Raw genomic sequence first — 16,479 nt, forward strand, 5'->3', positions numbered from 1 at the left:
TCCGGCCGGCGTTCTCCGGTATCCTGCCAGGCCTGCAAGGAGGAAAAGCATGTCCTACGACTACGATCTGTTCGTCATCGGCGCCGGCTCGGGCGGCGTGCGTGCGGCGCGCTTCGCCGCCGGCTTCGGCGCCCGCGTGGCGGTGGCCGAGAGCCGCTACCTGGGCGGCACCTGCGTCAACGTCGGCTGCGTGCCGAAGAAGCTGCTGGTCTACGGCGCGCACATGGCCGACGAGTTCGAGCAGGCGCGCGGCTACGGCTGGTCGCTGGAGGGGGCGCAGTTCGACTGGCCGACCCTGATCGGCAACAAGACCCGCGAGATCCAGCGCCTCAACGGCATCTACCGCAACCTGCTGACGGGCAGCGGCGTCACCCTGCTGGAAGGCCATGCGCGCATTCTCGGTCCCCACGAGGTCGAGGTGAACGGCCAGCGCTACAGCGCCGAGCACATCCTGATCGCCGTCGGCGGATGGCCGCAGGTGCCGGACATTCCCGGCAGGGAACTGGCGATCACCTCCAACGAGGCCTTCTACCTGGAGCAGCTGCCGCGCCGCGTGCTGGTGGTCGGCGGCGGCTACATCGCCGTCGAATTCGCGTCGATCTTCCACGGTCTCGGCGCACAGACCAGCCTGCTGTACCGCGGCGAGCGCTTCCTGCGCGGTTTCGACGAAGCGGTGCGCACGCATCTGGAGGAGGAGCTGCGCAAGAAGGGCCTGGACCTGCAGTTCAACAGCGACATCGCCGCCATCGAGCGCCAGGCCGACGGCAGCCTGCTGGCCAGCCTGCGCGACGGCCGCGTGCTGGAGACCGACTGCGTGTTCTACGCCACCGGGCGGCGGCCGATGCTCGACGATCTGGGCCTGGAGAACGCCGGTGTGGCGCTGGACGCGCGCGGCTTCATCGCCGTCGACGACGAGTTCCGCACCAGCGTGCCGTCGATCCTCGCCATCGGCGACGTCACCGGCGGCGTGCAGCTCACCCCGGTGGCGCTGGCCGAGGGCATGGCGGTGGCGCGCCGGCTGTTCCGCCCGGAGCAGTATCGCCCGGTCGACTACGCGCTGATCCCCACGGCGGTGTTCAGCCTGCCGAACATCGCCACCGTCGGCCTCACCGAGCAGCAGGCGGTCGAGCAGGGCCACCGGATCAAGGTGTTCGAGAGCCGCTTCCGGCCGATGAAGCTGACCCTCACCGACTGCCAGGAGCGCACCCTGATGAAGCTGGTGGTGGATGCCGACAGCGACCGCGTGCTCGGCTGCCACATGGTCGGCCCGGAAGCCGGTGAGATCATCCAGGGCCTGGCAGTGGCGCTCAAGGCCGGCGCGACCAAGGCGGTATTCGACGAGACCATCGGCATCCACCCGACGGCGGCCGAGGAGTTCGTCACCATGCGCGCGCCGCGGGCGGACTGATAGCTGGGGCCCGCCGCATTGGCGGGCCCTGTGTTGCCAGGAGTTCGGACCGCGCTCCTATCCTGCAACAAGGGAAATTCCTTACGGATGTATATTGCATGCGGATGCAGTTGCAATAAGTTTCGAACAGTCATCTGTAAAGATAGTGCAACTCTCATGCACTAGAACCGGCATTGCAGTGATTCTGCCATCTGTAACTCCGATTTGAGCTAACTGCTTGCTCGACGCTCTTCAGGTGCCGATCCAAACTGACAATCTTGATAGGGTTATTCGTGATTGGCAGGGCTTTGTCATGGCATCCTTCATTTACGGTCAGAAGCGGATCAACACCTACACTACAGGAGATCAGCTGGCACAGAAAATGACCCCTCTTGCCGATGGTGGTTACTTGCTGGTGTGGACATCCGTAGGCCAGTACCAGCAAGCCGATATATTCGGCCAGAGGTATGACGCCAGCGAAAACAAAGTTGGCAGTGAGTTCAGAGCGAACCATGCAACCGCGGCGGGTAACCAGGTTGATCCAAGTGTGACCCTCTTGACCAGTGGCTCATACGTGGTTTCATGGTTCGACACGGTTTCGGATGATGCACTGCTCCAGCGCTACAGCAGTTCTGGAGCGCGGCTGGGCTCGGAAATACGCATTTTCGATGCGGAAAGCCCGACCATTTCGGCGATGGTTGATGGTGGCTTCGTGGCTGTCTGGGAGCGCGAATCGGTATTCACGGGATACAACCTGTATGCCCAGCGCTTCGATGCGAATGGCGTCAAGCTGGGCGGAGAGGTTCTGGTCAATACCACCGTTTTGGGGGATCAGGTCTCCGGAGAGGCGGTGGGGCTCGCCGGTGGCGGTTATGTGATCGTCTGGGAAGCATCACGGCAGGATGGCAGTGGATGGGGAGTCTACAGTCAAAGGTTCAGCGCATCCGGAAGCAAGCTCGGTGTCGAAACTCGGGTCAACACCAGCATAGTCGGCGATCAAGACGAACCGGCCGTGGCTGCGCTTGAAAATGGCGGCTATGTCGTCGCCTGGCAGGGGCTGGACAGCTCGCAAACCGGAATTTTCGTGCAGCGCTTCGATAGCAACGGCAGCAAGCTGGGCGGGCAAGTCAGGGTCAACAGCGTCACCAGCTATGACCAGGTGGATCCGTCCGTAGCAGCCCTGAGCGGCGGAGGTTTTGTAGTCAGCTGGACTTCTGAGTATCAGGATGGCGATGGCTACGGTATCTACGCCCAACGTTACGATGCCAATGGCAACAGGCTGGGCTCCGAATTTCGCGTCAACAGCCAGACAATCGGCGACCAGAGCGATTCGGTGGTAGCTGCCCTGGCCGATGGCGGGTATGTGATCAGTTGGACGCACAGCCTAGGTGGCGGTCAAACAGATATATACAGCCAACGCTATGACGCCAATGCTTTTAAACTGGCAGGAATAAACGGAGACGATGCCGCCAATACTCTGGTCTGGGATGGCGTCAACAGCGTAATCATCAATGGCTACGCGGGAAACGATGTTCTCAAGGGCAATAGCGGCAACGATCATCTAAACGCTGGCAGCGGAAACGACATCCTCGATGGAAGAGCAGGCAATGACCGCATGACCGGCGGTGACGGCTCCGATATCTATTACGTCGATAGCCTGGGCGATGTCGTGGTCGAAACCAATGCTCTTGCCGGCACGGGAGGGGTCGACACGGTCTATAGCTCCTTGAGCGGCTACCAGTTGGGCGCCAATGTCGAGAACGGGCGTATTCTCTCCAGCGGTTCAGCCAGTCTGACGGGAAACAGCCTGAATAACGTTCTCTATTCCGGAGCCGGTAACAACGTGCTCAACGGCAGTACTGGCACCGATACCGTCTCCTACGCCTATGCCGGTAGTGCGGTCAGCGTCCACCTCGCCGTGTCCACAGCCCAAGAGACCGGTGGGGCGGGAATCGATACGCTGATCAGCATTGAAAACCTCAATGGCTCCAACTTCAACGACAGGTTGACGGGCAGTGGCGGCAACAACCTGCTTAACGGCGCGTCTGGGAACGATACCTTGTCGGGAGGCTCAGGAAACGATCGCTTGATCGGCGGGGCAGGCAGGGACTCGCTCACTGGCGGGGCCGGTAATGACATTTTCGACTTCAACACCCTTGGCGAGACGGGGTTGGATAGCACCACGCGGGACATCATCAACGATTTTGTGCGAGGTCTCGACAAGATCGACCTGTCGACAATAGACGCCAACACGGCCACCGCTACCAATGATGCCTTTACCGCGATCATCGGCAGCGCAACCCCCTTCACCATGGCTGGGCAACTGAAGGTGGTCAGTGGCGTGCTCTACGGCAACACGGATGCGGACGCTGAGGCCGAGTTTTCCATTCAGGTCACGGGGATAACCAGCCTGTCGAGCGCAGATTTTGTCCTCTGAGCGGTCATGCGCACGCCTCGGGAGTACTGGAGCCATCAACGATAAGACCGGATATCACTGCATGGCCAGTGATATCGGAGGCCTTTGCACCTGTCATCCTCGCTAGCGTCAGTCTGCGCATGATGCTGGCGAGGATGGGGCACGGATTACTGGCGGCAGCTGCAAAGGCTTCACTGTGAGGCCTGCATCATCGCTCTGAAGTCGATTAACTGCTTGCGGCGATAGGGATCGCCAATCCGCAGTTCGCGCTCGGTGAATGTCTGCGAAACCAGGCTCTTGCTCGCGTCGTAATTCCGGTAGCTCAGGCCCGCCAGATCGGACCAGGTGTGAATGAAGTCGTACAGCGCATAGGGGCGGTCGCGCATCGACGAAAACTCCCGTGCATCGCGCGCTCGCCATGACTCCGAACGCCAGATCAGGAAGGGCACCGCGTACATCGGTACGGTCGGGCTGCTTTCATTGCGGCCAAGCATGCGGTGGCCTGGCGAATCGAAGACGTCCTCGCCATGGTCAGAGGTGTACAGCAGGAAGCCGTTGGCCCGCGAGTCGCGGAAGCGCTCGATCAGGGTCGAGACGATGAAGTCATTGAACAGGACCGCGTTGTCATAACTGTTGATCACCGGCACCTGCTCGGCAGCGGCCCAGTCCGCCAGCCCCTGGCGATCCTTGAATACCTCGTACTCCGGCGGGTAGCGGTAGTCGTATTTCATGTGCGTGCCCAGCAGATGGACGACGATGAACTTGCGCTCCGCCGGATCGTTGAGGATGCGCTGGAAGGGCTCGAGCACGTTGCTGTCGTACTCCCGGGCATTCTGTGCGCGGCTGTGGTTGAGGTAGACCTGCTCGTCCGTTTGCTGGGAGAAATAGGTCAGCATGGTGTTGCGCTTGGTCAGCGTCTGCTGGTTGGTGATCCAGAACGTCTTGTAGCCGGCCTGCTTCATCATGTTCATCAGCGACGGCTCGCTCAGATAGCGGTCGGGACTGTCCGGATCGGCAAAGGTCAGCGTCTGCTGCAGGGTCTCGATGGTGTAGGGCCGCGCACTGATCACCTGATCGAACACCTCGAGGCCGGGCAGTGCCTGCAAGCGCGGCGTGGTCGGCCGGGGATAGCCGTAGATGCCCATGTGCTGGCGATTGGTCGACTCGCCGATGACCAGCACCAGCGTAGCCGGCAGGCCGGCATGGGCATCCTTCAGGTCCTGCAGCGGCGGCAGGCGATGGTTCTGGTCCAGCAGGGCCTGCATTTCGGCGAGACGCTTGCGGTATTGCGTGTAGCCGAAAATGATCTGCCAAGGCGTGGCCGGCTCCATGCGCTTTTCGTAGGACTCGACGGCGTTGTCCAGCGACAGCTGGCCGGCATTGGCCAGCTTGACCGCGGGGTAGCCGAACAGGCTGGCGGCGATGAACACCGCCACCCCCAGCGCCCGCGGCCGCGCGATGACGACCGGCCGCAGGCGCCGCCAGAGCAGGTAGCCACCCAGCGTGTAGGCCAGCAGCACCGGCACCATCCACCAGACGAAATACTGCGCGAAGTATTCGCTCGCCTCCTGGGTGTTCGATTCGAACATGATGAAGATGACGCTTTGCGAGAACTCCTGCCAGTAGATGAGGAAGTAGCTGAGGCTGGCGAGGGAGCAGAGCCAGAGGATGCTGCCGATGCCCGCCGCGATCTGGCGCGTGCGCTGCGGAAACAGCAGCACGGGGATCAGCCAGAGCGTGCTGACGATGACCGACTGGCGAAAGCCGACGAAGATGGTCGCGTCGAAAACCTGCAGCAGAACATGGTAGACCCCGGAGAAGTACCAGAAGAACAGGTATGCCCAACCCAGGGCAGCCCAGTCGGTGGCGCGAGTGGGCTTCGTCGAAGGTGCGGGAGGCATGGCAGAGGCGGCTTGTGGCATTTGTTGTTCCGTTACGCGCAAGGAGGCAGCGCAACAGCTTGAATTGCCTAGCTTAAGACAGTCTGAAGTAACTCGCTGAAGAGGCCACTTGCCGCCGGGGGCCACGCGCCTTCGGGATTCCCGCCTGCGCGGGATTGGCGACTTCTTCGGGATGCGCTACGTGAGGCGGTGCCTGCAGCGTCCAGAATGAAAAACCCGCCGAAAAGGCGGGTCTTCTTCTGGCAGATATCGCACGGCAGGCGGCGGCAGGGCTTCCCCTCGGATCAGTGCCCCTGATGGCTGCCGTGATCCATCGGCATCTGGTGCCCCATGCCATGGCCATCGGCGCTTTCCACCTGCACCTGCACCTCGACCTTGCCGGCCTTCTCGAATTCCAGGGTCAGCGGGAACTCGTCGCCGGCCTTGAGCGGCTTGTCGAGGCCGAACAGCATCACGTGGTTGCCGCCCGGCTGGAAGGTCACCTCGCCCTGGGCGGGGACGTCCACGGCGGAAATCCGCTGCATCTTCATCAGTCCGTCCTGGTGCACGTGGGTGTGCAGCTCGCTCTTCTGTGCGCGCGGCGTGCTGGCCCCGAGCAGGCGGTCGGCGGCGCCGGCGTTCTTCAGGGTGAAGTAGGCGGCACCGGCCGGCGCGTTGGGCGGCAGCTCGCGCGACCAGGGATGGTCGATGGTCAGCTCGCCGACCTGGTAGTCGTGGGCGAAGCCCGGCAGGGCGACGGCGAACAGGGCGGCGAGGCTCAGGGTACGGATCAGCATCAGGCAGTTCCTCGGAATGACTAGCCCAGTGGGCTTGGCGCGCGCACCTTAGCACAGCGTGCCGGCCGCCCAGCAGGCGACCAAAGCGCGCACGGCGTCACTGCCACAGGCGGCGCACGAAAATCTATACAAGGATTGTCTGCAATGCCGTATCGAGGTCCATTCAAGCCGCATATTCGCTGGGATAATCAGACGTGTCGCCGATATCTGTATAATTTTATTGTACAGATTTGTTTTCTGGTATAGGTTTTATCCAGGGTTCAGCTGGAGCGCCGTCGCAACTTGTCAGGTACCCGGTGACGCGACACTGAACCCTGCCATTTTTCAGCGAGGGCCTGTGCGATGAACGACTATCTGTCCGATCACTACCGCGGCATCCTCGTCGGCCTCGGCGAAAACCCCGAGCGCGAGGGACTGCTGGATACCCCCGGGCGCGCCGCCAAGGCCATGCAGTACCTGTGTCGCGGTTACCGGCAGAGCCTCGACGAGATCGTCAACGGCGCGCTGTTCGCCTCCGACAACGACGAGATGGTGATCGTCCGTGACGTAGAGCTGTACTCGCTGTGCGAGCACCACCTGCTGCCCTTCATCGGCAAGGCCCACGTCGCCTACATCCCCACCGGCAAGGTGCTCGGCCTGTCCAAGGTGGCGCGCATCGTCGACATGTACGCCCGCCGCCTGCAGATCCAGGAGAACCTCACCCGGCAGATCGCCGAGGCGATCCAGAGCGTCACCAACGCCGCCGGCGTGGCCGTGGTGATCGAGGCGCAGCACATGTGCATGATGATGCGCGGGGTGGAGAAGCAGAACTCGGTGATGAACACCTCGGTGATGCTCGGCGCGTTCCGCGAGAGCTGCAACACCCGCCACGAGTTCCTCCAGCTGATCGGCCGGCGGCACTGAGATGCCCAGGCTGCGTATCGCGCTGCTCGCGCTCTGCCTGCTCAGCGGTAGTGCGCTGGGCAACTGGCGGGAGGCGCTGCCCGAGGCCCGTCTGGTCGGCGAGGGCGAACTCAGCGTGTTCGGCTTCCGTCTGTACAGCGCGCGGCTGTGGAGCCCGGTCGCGGCTTTCGACGCCGGCCGCCCGTTCGCCCTCGAGCTGATCTATCACCGCGAGATCAGCCGCGAGCGACTGGTCGAGGTGAGCATCGACGAGATCCGCCGCCTGCATGGTGACCGCTACGACTCGGCGCGGCTCGCCGGCTGGGCCGCGCAGATGCGCCGCGCCTTCGTCGACACCGCGCCGGGCTCGCGCATCACCGGCCTGTACCTGCCGGGCTCCGGCGCGCGCTTCTACGCCGGCGACCGGCTGCAGCACGAGGTGCGCGACGAGGAGTTCGCCCGTACCTTCTTCTCCATCTGGCTGGATGCCCGCACGCGCAACCCCGAGCTGCGCGCCAGGTTGCTGGGCACCGCCGCACCCTGAGGGCATTCCATGCTGAAGAAACTCCTGCTGTCGCTCTGCGTCTGCCTCGGCGGCTGCAGCCAGATCGACGTCGAGCACTACCGCGAGCAGCAGCCGCAACTCGACCTGCCCAGCTACTTCGACGGGCGGGTGGACGCCTGGGGCATGTTCCAGAAGCGTTCGGGCGAGGTGATCAAGCGCTTCCACGTCGAGATCAACGGCCGCCGCGAGGGCGACAGGCTGATCCTCGACGAGGACTTCACCTACAGCGACGGCAGCAAGCAGAAGCGCGTGTGGACCCTGCACCCCGACGGCCCCGGCCGCTGGCGGGGCACGGCCGCCGACGTGGTCGGCGAGGCGCGCGGCGAGGTGGCCGGCAACGCCCTGCGCTGGCGTTACGTGCTCAGCCTGCCGGTGGACGGCAAGGTCTACCAGGTCGACTTCGACGACTGGATGTACCTGCTCGACGAGCGCACCATGGCCAACCGTTCGTTCATGACCAAGTTCGGCTTCGAGCTGGGCCAGGTCACCCTGTTCTTCCGCAAGGAAGCGCCCTGATGGACTCCTTTCCCGACGGCTACCGCGCGCTGGTGATCGGCGCCTCGGGGGGCATCGGCGCGGCGTTGGTCGAGGCGCTGCGTGGCGATCCGCGCTGCGCGGCGGTGCTCGGCCTGTCGCGCGGCTCGCAGCCGGCCCTCGATTTGGCCGACGCTGCGAGTATCGCGGCGGCGGCCGAGGCGCTCGCCGCGCAGGCGCCGTTCCAGCTGATCGTCAACGCGGCCGGCGTGCTGCACGGCCCGGCGTTCATGCCGGAGAAGAAGCTCGGCGACCTCCACTACGACCAGCTGCTGCACACCTTCCAGGTCAACACCTTCGGCCCGGCGCTGCTGCTGCGCCACTTCGCCCGTCTGCTCGACCGCCGCCGCGGCGTGCTGGCCATGCTCTCCGCCAAGGTCGGCAGCATCGGCGACAACCGCCTGGGCGGCTGGTACAGCTACCGTGCCTCCAAGGCGGCGCTGAACATGCTGGTGAAGACCGCCGCCATCGAGGTGCGCCGCAGCAACCCCAACGCCGTGCTGCTGGCCCTGCATCCGGGCACCGTCGATTCCGCGCTGTCGCGGCCGTTTCGCGGTGCGGAGATCGGTCGCGCGCCGGCGCTGGCGGCCAGGCAGTTGCTGCAGGTGATCGACGGGCTCGGCCCCGAGGCCAGCGGCGGCTTCTATTCGTGGAACGGCGAGCAGCTGCCCTGGTAGGTGCTCAGCGAGCCACTGCCAGACGCAGGCGCAGGCCGTGCAGCAGCGGCACCAGCAGCGCCCAGATCAGCGCCAGCAGAAGCAGGCTCGGCCACAGGCCCAGCGGCAGGCCGACGCCGGCCAGACGGGCGCCAAGCAGGTAGGATAGCGGCCCGCCGAGAGCGCCGAGCAGGCTGCCCAGCCACCACGGCCGGGCGCTCCAGGCCAGGCTGTGGCCGAGGGTGGTGGCGAACAGCGCCCACAGCAGCGCCAGCCACAGCGGCAGCACGCGGCTGTCGCCGGCGAAGTCGAAGACCCCGAGATTGAGCAGCAGGCTGTCGAGGACACAGCCGGCGAGGGTCGCCGCGCCGACCACCCTCAGCTCGCCAGCTCTGCGCTCGACCAGCGCAAAATGGGCCAGCAGGCAGGCGCCGGCGACCAGCAGCAGCTCGGGCCGCTGCGCCCCGAGCACGCAGGCGAACCAGCCGAGCTGGAACAGCACCGCGTTGGCCAGCAGACGCATGTCAGGCCTGCAGGCGACCGAGCAGCGGCGCCGGGCGGGCCGCCGGCTTGGCCAGCAGCAGCTGCACGGTGCCGATGCTGCGTTCGAGGAAGCCACCCTCGCAGTAGCACAGGTAGAACTCCCAGAGGCGGAAGAACTGCTCGTCGTAGCCGAGCTGCTCGAGGAAGTGCCGCGCGCGGCGCAGGTTGTCGTGCCACAGGCGCAGGGTGCGCGCGTAGTGCTGGCCGAACTCCTCCATGTGCAGCAGGTTGAGGTCGGTGTCGCGGCCGACGATATCCAGCATGCGGGCCACCGAGGGCAGCGCGCCGCCGGGGAAGATGTAGCGCTGGATGAAGTCCACCGAACGGCTGGCCTGCGCGTAGCGCTGGTCGCGGATGGTGATGGCCTGCAGCAGCATCAGGCCGTCGTCCTTGAGCAGGCGGGCGCACTGGCGGAAGTAGGTCGGCAGGAAGCGGTGACCGACCGCCTCGACCATCTCGATCGACACCAGCTTGTCGTACTGGCCCTGCAGGTCGCGGTAGTCCTCGAGCAGCAGGGTGATGCGATCCTGCAGGCCCTGCTCCTCGATGCGCCGGCGGGTGTAGGCGTACTGCTCCTGCGACAGGGTGGTGGTGGTCACCCGGCAGCCGTAGTGGGTCGCCGCGTACAGCGCCATGCTGCCCCAGCCGGTGCCGATCTCCAGCAGGTGGTCGCTGGGCTGCAGGTCGAGCTTGCGGCAGATGCGCTCGAGCTTGTTGAGCTGGGCCCGCTCGAGGCTGTCGTCTTCGCGCTCGAACAGTGCCGCCGAGTACATCATGGTCGGGTCGAGGAACTGCTCGAACAGCGCGTTGCCGAGGTCGTAATGGGCGGCGATGTTGCGCCGCGAACCCTGGCGGGTGTTGCGGTTGAGCCAGTGCAGGCCCTGCAGCAGCGGCCGGCCGAGGCGGGCGATGCCGCTGTCCATGGCGTCCAGCACGTCGAGGTTGGCGACGAACACGCGCACCACTGTAGTCAGGTCCGGGCTGCTCCAGTAGCCGTGGATGTACGCCTCGCCGGCGCCGATCGAGCCGTTGCCGGCGACCATCGCCCAGGCGGCCGGGTCATGGATGTGGATCTCGCCGTGCGGCTCGCTGCCGTGCTGGCCGTAAGTGCGGCGCTCGCCATCCTCGCAGACGGTCAGCTGGCCGAGGCGCAGGCCGCCGAGCTGCCGCAGCACGGCACGCTTGAGCAGGCCAGCACCCAGTCCGTTGCCGGCGAACAGGCCCGGCTTGGCCGGGGAAAGACTAGTGCTCTTCATGACTGGGCTCCGGTCGGGCGGTACGGTGGTCACCGTCCGCGGGTTGATGGTCGAAGATCGGCACGCGCTTGAGCGCCAGACGCAGGGCCTGCCAGTAGATGGCGGCGACGGTCTTGGCGGTCATCGCGGGGAAGGCCTGCAGGTGGCGGTGCAGGCTGCGACGGTCGAGCTCGACGCGGGTCAGGCCGAGTGCGGCCTCGAACAGCTTGGCGTCGCCCTGCCAGTCCTCCATGTGGATGCGCAGCTGCGCTCCGGGAGCGGAGAAGCGCATGCGGTACTCCAGGTCGCGCGGCAGGAAGGGCGATACGTGGAAGCCCTTGGCCACCCGGTGGCGCGACTCGCCCGTGGCGTTCACCGGCAGCACGTAGTGGTAGCGCTCCAGCCAGGGCGTGTTGCTGACCTCGCAGAGGATCGCGGCGAGGCGTCCGTCGGCCTCGAAGCAGTAGAAGAAGCTGGCCGGATTGAAGGCCAGGCCCCAGCTGCGCGGCTGGGCGAGTAGGCAGATGCGGCCCTGCGGCACATGGCCGAGCGCCTCGCCGACGCGCAGGCGCACGGCGTCGGCCAGCGGCATGCCGGTGGCGGTGAGCTGCGGCAGGAAATCCGTCTCGCGCAGGGCGAACGGCGCCCAGCGCGAACGCCCGGCCAGCGGCGAGAGGGCCAGCACCGCGTCCAGCTCGGCGAGATCCAGGTAGAGCAGGCCGATGCGGTAGCGGAAGGCGTGGCCGCGCGGCAGGAAGCGCCGGTGGCCGACCCAGCCCTGATACAGCGCGCTGTTCACAGGCGCTCCCCGAAGGCATCGGCCACGCGCAGCGCGCTGACCACGCCGTCCTCGTGGAAGCCGTTGGCCCAGTAGGCGCCGCAGTAGAAGGTGTGCTGCTGGCCGTACAGCTCGCGCCAGCGCGCCTGGGCGGCGATGCCGGCGAGGCTGTACTGCGGATGGGCGTAGTTGTAGCGGCCGAGGATCTTCGCCGGGTCGATGGCGGCGGTCTGGTTGAGGCTGACGCAGAAGGTCTTTGCTGCCTCGATGCCCTGCAGGATGTTCATGTTGTAGGTCACCGCCGCCGGCTGGCGTGCCGGGCCGCCGAGGCGGTAGTTCCAGCTCGCCCAGGCCAGCGGGCGTTGCGGCAGCAGGCGGGTGTCGGTGTGCAGCACCACGTCGTTGTCGGCGTAGCGCAGCGCGCCGAGGATCTGCCGCTCGGCCGGACTCGGCGCGGCGAGCAGCGCCAGCGCCTGGTCGCTGTGGCAGGCGAACACCACCTTGTCGAAGCGCTCGCGGCCGGCCGGGCTGAGCAGGGTGACGCCGTCCTCGTCGCGCTCGACCAGCCACACGGGGCAGTTGAGGCGGATGCGCTCGCGGAAGCTGGCGGTCAGCGGCGCCACGTAGGCGCTTGAGCCACCCGCGATGACCCGCCACTGCGGGCGGTCGTTGACCGACAGCAGGCCGTGGTTCTTGAAGAAGCGCACGAAGAACTGCAGCGGGAAATCCAGCATGTCCTCCAGCGACATCGACCAGATCGCCGCGCCCATCGGCACGATGTAGTGGTCGATGAAGCGCCGGCCGTAGCGACCGCGCGCCAGGTAGTCGCCGAGGGTGATGTCGCCGCCGATGCGCTCCTCGGCCAGGTCCCTCAGCGCCTCGCGGTTGAAGCGCAGGATGTCGCGCAGCATGCCGAGGAAGCTCGGCGACAGGAGGTTGCGGCGCTGGGCGAACAGGCTGTTGAGGTTGTTGCCGTTGTACTCGCAGCCGCTGTCGGGATCGTGCACCGAGAAGCTCATCTCGGTGGGCCGCGAGGCGACGCCGAGCTGCTCGAGCAGGCGGATGAAGTTGGGGTAGGTCCAGTCGTTGAAGACGATGAAACCGGTATCGATGGCGTAGTCGCGGCCGTCCAGGCGCACGTCCACGGTATGGGTGTGCCCGCCGATCCAGTCACTGGCCTCGAACAGGGTGACCTCGTGGCGACGGTTGAGCAGGTAGGCGCTGGTCAGGCCGGCGATGCCGCTGCCGATGATGGCGATCTTCATGGACGGTCTTCCGTGGTGGTGCGGGACATGCGCCGGCCCAGGGCCAGCTGCAGGCGGCGCGGCAGGTGGGCGAGCAGCAGCAGGATGGCGACGAAGGCGCCGGGGAAGGCAATCTCGAACGGCCGCCGCGGCAGCCGTTCGGCGATGTGGCGGGCGGCGCGGTCCACGGGCCAGCGCATGGGCATGGGGAAATCGTTGCGGCGGGTCAGCGGGGTGTCGACGAAGCCGGGGCTGACCAGGGTGACGGCGATGCCCTCGGCGGCCAGGTCGAGACGCAGCGACTGGCACAGGTAGCGCAGCGCCGCCTTGGACGCGCCGTAGGCCTCGGCACGCGGCAGCGGCAGGAAGGTCACCGAGCTGGCCACCGCCACCAGCTGCGGCGCGTGGCCACGGCGCAGCAGCGGCAGCGCCGCCTCGATGCAATGGGCGGCGGAGAACAGGTTGGCGCGCACCACGCGCTCGACCATGGCCGCCTCGAAGGCGCGCGCATCGAGGTACTCGCAGGTGCCGGCGTTGAGGATGGCGCAGTCCAGCGCACCCCAGGCCGTGGCGATGCGCTGGCCGATGGCGCGCACCTGCTCGGCGTCGCCGAGGTCGCCGGGCAGCACCAGCACCTGCTGCGGCCAGCGCGCGGCCAGGGCCTGCAGGGGCGCCTCGCTGCGCGCGCTGAGGGCCAGGTGGTGGCCCTGCTGCAGGAGGATTTCCGCCAGCGCGGCGCCGATGCCGCTACTGGCCCCGGTGAGCCAGATGCGTTTCATGCCAGCCTCCGTTTCAGCCAGGCGATGACGCCGCCCAGCACGGGCAGGTGTTCGTAGAGCAGGGCGCCGGCATCGAAGTAGTCGCGGTGGCGGTACACCCGCTCGTCGTGCCAGCGCAGGTGCGAGCAGCCGTCGACGCGGATCGGCGCGCCGCGGCGCAGGCGCGGGTGGCGGTAGCTCATGGTCCAGCGCAGGTAGCCCTCGCCGGCGCCGACCTGGTCGAAGCCGTGGAAGTCGAAGCGCAAATCCTGCACGTTGGCGTACATTTCGCCGAAGTAGTCCCGCAGGGCGGCCAGCCCGCGGATCTCGTGCAGCGGATCGCGGAACACCACGTCGCTGGTGTACAGCCTGTCGAGCCGCTGCAGCTGGTGCCGGTCCAGGCGGGCGAACTCGTCGGCGAAGCGGCGCAGGAAATCAGCCATGGGCGGCGGCCTGCGGCGCCAGGTCCTTGAACGCCTGCAACGCCCGCTCGCGCGAGCGCGCCAGGTCGACGATCGGCGCCGGGTAGCCGGACACCCCGAACAGGCCGAGGGCGGCCGGGTTGTGGATGTCGCGGCGGTTGAGGTGGGCCAGCTCGGGCAGCCAGCGGCGGATGAAGGCGCCGTCCGGGTCGAACTTCTCCGACTGGCTGAGCGGGTTGAAGATGCGGAAGTAGGGCGCCGCGTCGGTGCCGGTGGACGCGCTCCACTGCCAGCCGCCGTTGTTGGCGGCCAGGTCGCCGTCGATCAGGTGGCGCATGAACCAGCGCTCGCCGTGGCGCCAGTCGATCAGCAGGTTCTTGGTGAGGAACATGGCGACGATCATGCGCAGGCGGTTGTGCATCCAGCCGGTGGCCAGCAACTGTCGCATCGCCGCATCGACGATGGGGATGCCGGTGCGGCCCTGCTGCCAGGCCTCGAGATCGTCGGGGGCGTCGCGCCAGGCCAGCGCCTCGGTGTCGACGCGGAAGGCGCGGCCGCGCGAGACGCGCGGATAGCCGACCAGGATGTGCTTGTAGAACTCGCGCCAGAGCAGCTCGCTGATCCAGCTGACCACGCCGGGGTTGCCGTCGGCGAAGTCGCCGGCGTTGACGCCGAGCGCCGCGTGCAGGCACTGGCGCGGCGACAGCACGCCGGCGGCCAGATAGGGCGACAGCGCGCTGGTGCCGGGACGCGCCGGGAAGTCGCGCTCGTCCTTGTACCAGGGCAGGTGCTGGTCGGCGAAGCTGGCCAGCTGGTGGTGCGCGGCGGCTTCGCCGGCCGGCCACAGCTGGCGGAGGCTGTCGCTCGGCGTGGCGAAGCCGTCGATTGCCGCCGGCACCGGATCGCCGGCGATCGAGAGCGGTGCCTGGATGCGCGGCAGCGCCTGCAGCGCCGGCAGCGACTGGGCCAGACGCGCGTAGCAGCTCTTGCGGAACTGGCTGAATACCTGGAAGTAGCCGCCGCTCTGGGTCAGCACGCTACCGGGAGCGAACAGCACCTGGTCGACGTGGCTGTGCCAGGCGATGCCATTGGCGCGCAGCACCTGCGCCACCGCGCGGTCACGGCGGCTTTCGTGGATGCCGTACTCGTCGTTGACGTGCACGGCGCCGAGGTCGTGCTGGCGGCACAGCTCGAGCAGCGCCGCCGGGGCGTCGTCCCAGCGCTCGGCGCGGCGCACCAGCAGCGGGATGTTCAGCGCGGCCAGGTCGTCCTGCAGCGCGGCCAGGTTGCGCAGCCAGAAGTCGACCTTGCACGGCGCGTCGTCGTGCTCGCGCCACTGGCCGGGACTCAGCAGATACACCGCCACCACCGGGCCGGCGGCGGCCGCCGCGCTCAGCGCGGTGTTGTCGCGTACCCGCAGGTCGTTACGGAGCCAGATCAATTGGCGCATGGCGCACTTCTCCTTGCAGACCGAGCAGGCCGAGGCGATGCAGGCACTGCTGGGCGTCGAGGGGGTCGGGGGTCAGGTGCAGGTCGGCGATTGCCGCCAGCTCGTCGTGCTGGCGTTGCACCGCCGGCCCGCACAGCAGGCACGGGCAGGCGACGCCCTGCAGCAGCCGGGCGAGTTCATCGCGCTGCAGCGGTTCGCTGGCGTAGAGCAGCACGGCGCGTGGCTGCATGCGCTGGACGGCCAGCGCCAGCTGCGGCGCCGGCAGCGGCCAGTCGAGCACGCTGACCGGGCATTCGGCGCTGCCTGCCAGCCAGGCGCACAGCCACAGCGCGGGCTCCAGCGGCGCCGAGGAACAGTTGACCAGCAGCAGGGGCGCGCTGCCGAGCATGCGGTTGCTGTGGTATAGCCGGGCGCCGAGCTTGCTGCGCAGCCAGGAGAGGAAGAAGGTGCGTTCCAGCTCGGCATTCGCCCGGATGGCCCAGCGCCGCTGCAGGTCGTCGAGCAGCGGCAGCAGCAGATGGCGGCACACGGTCGCCGGCGGATACAGCGCCACCGCCTGGTTGAAGGCGTCGTCGAGGGTCCGCTCGCTCAGGCTGACGATGGCGTCCAGCAACTGCTGGCGGCGGGCGCCCCAGCCGTGGTCGTCGGCGCCGCTGGGCACGCGGGCGTCGCTGAGCAGGCCACGCACCTGGCTGACCGACACGCCGCGCTCCAGCCAGTCGAGGATCTGCCGCACCTGCGCCACCTGCGCCTGCGAGTACAGGCGGTGGCCCTTGGCGGTGCGCTGCGGCACGATCAGGCCGTAGCGCCGCTCCCAGGCACGCAGGGTCACCGGGTTGACCCCGGTGCGCCGCGCCACCTCGCGGATCGGCAGCAGGCCGGCCAGCTCCTCGTCGGTCGGGTTGTCGCGTGCTTCGCTGTCGTCGTGCATG

General features: G+C 67.0%; 16 protein-coding genes. 6 read left to right on the top strand and 10 right to left on the bottom strand.

Features of this window, described 5'->3' with window-relative positions; translation table 11 throughout:
* The first annotated feature begins 49 nt into the window (after positions 1 to 49).
* Together gorA and BLT78_RS06125 are read left to right on the top strand one after the other, a co-directional pair.
* On the top strand, positions 50 to 1,408 hold the full coding sequence (gene gorA, locus BLT78_RS06120) for a glutathione-disulfide reductase (protein ID WP_090348123.1): 1,359 nt from the start codon (positions 50 to 52) through the stop codon (positions 1,406 to 1,408).
* A 217-nt stretch (positions 1,409 to 1,625) separates the two neighbouring features.
* The gene (locus BLT78_RS06125) at positions 1,626 to 3,824 is read left to right on the top strand and encodes a calcium-binding protein (protein WP_090348125.1); all 2,199 of its coding nucleotides are present in this window, start codon (positions 1,626 to 1,628) and stop codon (positions 3,822 to 3,824) included.
* Positions 3,825 to 3,994: 170 nt separating this feature from the next.
* Here BLT78_RS06125 and cptA read toward each other — a convergent pair whose 3' ends face one another.
* Both cptA and BLT78_RS06135 read right to left on the bottom strand, forming a co-directional pair.
* Positions 3,995 to 5,725: a phosphoethanolamine transferase CptA gene (cptA, locus tag BLT78_RS06130; RefSeq protein ID WP_231975723.1), complete on the bottom strand. Its 1,731-nt coding sequence runs from the start codon at positions 5,723 to 5,725 to the stop codon at positions 3,995 to 3,997.
* Between the two features lie 263 nt (positions 5,726 to 5,988).
* A complete protein-coding gene (locus tag BLT78_RS06135) occupies positions 5,989 to 6,480 on the bottom strand; it encodes a copper chaperone PCu(A)C (protein WP_090348127.1) in 492 nt (163 codons plus the stop codon).
* 342 nt (positions 6,481 to 6,822) lie between these two features.
* Here BLT78_RS06135 and folE point away from each other — a divergent pair, with 342 nt between their 5' ends.
* Genes folE through BLT78_RS06155 form a run of 4 tightly spaced genes read left to right on the top strand, consistent with a single transcriptional unit; the run spans position 6,823 to position 9,138 of the window.
* Positions 6,823 to 7,383, top strand: a complete 561-nt coding sequence (gene folE, locus BLT78_RS06140; protein ID WP_090348128.1) for a GTP cyclohydrolase I FolE — start codon at positions 6,823 to 6,825, stop codon at positions 7,381 to 7,383.
* A 1-nt stretch (position 7,384) separates the two neighbouring features.
* Positions 7,385 to 7,906, top strand: a complete 522-nt coding sequence (locus tag BLT78_RS06145; protein WP_090348129.1) for a chalcone isomerase family protein — start codon at positions 7,385 to 7,387, stop codon at positions 7,904 to 7,906.
* Positions 7,907 to 7,915: 9 nt separating this feature from the next.
* Positions 7,916 to 8,443 carry a DUF3833 domain-containing protein gene (locus tag BLT78_RS06150; RefSeq protein ID WP_090348130.1) on the top strand — a complete coding sequence of 176 codons (528 nt, stop codon included), beginning with the start codon at positions 7,916 to 7,918 and terminating at the stop codon, positions 8,441 to 8,443.
* Positions 8,443 to 9,138, top strand: coding sequence for an SDR family NAD(P)-dependent oxidoreductase (locus BLT78_RS06155; protein ID WP_090348132.1), 696 nt, complete (start codon positions 8,443 to 8,445; stop codon positions 9,136 to 9,138). The genes BLT78_RS06150 and BLT78_RS06155 overlap by 1 nt, the downstream gene beginning before the upstream one ends.
* 4 nt (positions 9,139 to 9,142) lie before the next feature.
* Here the strand turns inward: BLT78_RS06155 and BLT78_RS06160 are convergent, their stop codons facing one another.
* From BLT78_RS06160 to BLT78_RS06195, 8 genes are read right to left on the bottom strand one after another with little or no spacing between them, the layout of a single operon-like run.
* A complete protein-coding gene (locus tag BLT78_RS06160) occupies positions 9,143 to 9,640 on the bottom strand; it encodes a DUF2878 domain-containing protein (protein ID WP_090348134.1) in 498 nt (165 codons plus the stop codon).
* 1 nt (position 9,641) lies between these two features.
* Positions 9,642 to 10,916 (bottom strand): SAM-dependent methyltransferase, encoded by a 1,275-nt coding sequence (locus BLT78_RS06165; RefSeq protein ID WP_090348135.1) that lies wholly within the window; start codon positions 10,914 to 10,916, stop codon positions 9,642 to 9,644.
* Positions 10,903 to 11,694: a DUF1365 domain-containing protein gene (locus BLT78_RS06170; RefSeq protein ID WP_090348137.1), complete on the bottom strand. Its 792-nt coding sequence runs from the start codon at positions 11,692 to 11,694 to the stop codon at positions 10,903 to 10,905. Before BLT78_RS06170 ends, BLT78_RS06165 begins: the two co-directional genes overlap by 14 nt.
* A complete protein-coding gene (locus BLT78_RS06175) occupies positions 11,691 to 12,938 on the bottom strand; it encodes an NAD(P)/FAD-dependent oxidoreductase (RefSeq protein WP_090348139.1) in 1,248 nt (415 codons plus the stop codon). The genes BLT78_RS06170 and BLT78_RS06175 overlap by 4 nt, the downstream gene beginning before the upstream one ends.
* Complete coding sequence (locus BLT78_RS06180; RefSeq protein ID WP_090348141.1) at positions 12,935 to 13,696, bottom strand: SDR family NAD(P)-dependent oxidoreductase; 762 nt, start codon at positions 13,694 to 13,696, stop codon at positions 12,935 to 12,937. The genes BLT78_RS06175 and BLT78_RS06180 overlap by 4 nt, the downstream gene beginning before the upstream one ends.
* Entirely contained in the window at positions 13,693 to 14,118 is a 426-nt protein-coding gene (locus BLT78_RS06185) for a nuclear transport factor 2 family protein (protein WP_090348143.1), read from the bottom strand. The genes BLT78_RS06180 and BLT78_RS06185 overlap by 4 nt, the downstream gene beginning before the upstream one ends.
* Positions 14,111 to 15,547: a deoxyribodipyrimidine photo-lyase gene (gene phrB, locus BLT78_RS06190; protein ID WP_090348144.1), complete on the bottom strand. Its 1,437-nt coding sequence runs from the start codon at positions 15,545 to 15,547 to the stop codon at positions 14,111 to 14,113. The genes BLT78_RS06185 and phrB overlap by 8 nt, the downstream gene beginning before the upstream one ends.
* Positions 15,522 to 16,478 (bottom strand): MerR family transcriptional regulator, encoded by a 957-nt coding sequence (locus BLT78_RS06195; protein WP_090348147.1) that lies wholly within the window; start codon positions 16,476 to 16,478, stop codon positions 15,522 to 15,524. The genes phrB and BLT78_RS06195 overlap by 26 nt, the downstream gene beginning before the upstream one ends.
* Position 16,479 lies beyond the last annotated feature (1 nt).

Origin of the sequence: Pseudomonas oryzae (genome assembly GCF_900104805.1) — a bacterium.
GTDB classification, from domain to species: Bacteria; Pseudomonadota; Gammaproteobacteria; order Pseudomonadales; family Pseudomonadaceae; genus Geopseudomonas; species Geopseudomonas oryzae.

What these genes read in the sequence shown, in the direction of transcription:
- gorA (WP_090348123.1), top strand. Translation starts at nt 50, where the DNA reads ATGTCCTACGACTACGATCTGTTCGTCATCGGCGCCGGCTCGGGCGGC.
- cptA (WP_231975723.1), bottom strand. Translation starts at nt 5,725, where the DNA reads ATGCCACAAGCCGCCTCTGCCATGCCTCCCGCACCTTCGACGAAGCCC.
- BLT78_RS06135 (WP_090348127.1), bottom strand. Translation starts at nt 6,480, where the DNA reads ATGCTGATCCGTACCCTGAGCCTCGCCGCCCTGTTCGCCGTCGCCCTG.
- folE (WP_090348128.1), top strand. Translation starts at nt 6,823, where the DNA reads ATGAACGACTATCTGTCCGATCACTACCGCGGCATCCTCGTCGGCCTC.
- BLT78_RS06145 (WP_090348129.1), top strand. Translation starts at nt 7,385, where the DNA reads ATGCCCAGGCTGCGTATCGCGCTGCTCGCGCTCTGCCTGCTCAGCGGT.
- BLT78_RS06150 (WP_090348130.1), top strand. Translation starts at nt 7,916, where the DNA reads ATGCTGAAGAAACTCCTGCTGTCGCTCTGCGTCTGCCTCGGCGGCTGC.
- BLT78_RS06155 (WP_090348132.1), top strand. Translation starts at nt 8,443, where the DNA reads ATGGACTCCTTTCCCGACGGCTACCGCGCGCTGGTGATCGGCGCCTCG.
- BLT78_RS06160 (WP_090348134.1), bottom strand. Translation starts at nt 9,640, where the DNA reads ATGCGTCTGCTGGCCAACGCGGTGCTGTTCCAGCTCGGCTGGTTCGCC.
- BLT78_RS06165 (WP_090348135.1), bottom strand. Translation starts at nt 10,916, where the DNA reads ATGAAGAGCACTAGTCTTTCCCCGGCCAAGCCGGGCCTGTTCGCCGGC.
- BLT78_RS06175 (WP_090348139.1), bottom strand. Translation starts at nt 12,938, where the DNA reads ATGAAGATCGCCATCATCGGCAGCGGCATCGCCGGCCTGACCAGCGCC.
- BLT78_RS06180 (WP_090348141.1), bottom strand. Translation starts at nt 13,696, where the DNA reads ATGAAACGCATCTGGCTCACCGGGGCCAGTAGCGGCATCGGCGCCGCG.
- BLT78_RS06185 (WP_090348143.1), bottom strand. Translation starts at nt 14,118, where the DNA reads ATGGCTGATTTCCTGCGCCGCTTCGCCGACGAGTTCGCCCGCCTGGAC.
- phrB (WP_090348144.1), bottom strand. Translation starts at nt 15,547, where the DNA reads ATGCGCCAATTGATCTGGCTCCGTAACGACCTGCGGGTACGCGACAAC.
- BLT78_RS06195 (WP_090348147.1), bottom strand. Translation starts at nt 16,478, where the DNA reads ATGCACGACGACAGCGAAGCACGCGACAACCCGACCGACGAGGAGCTG.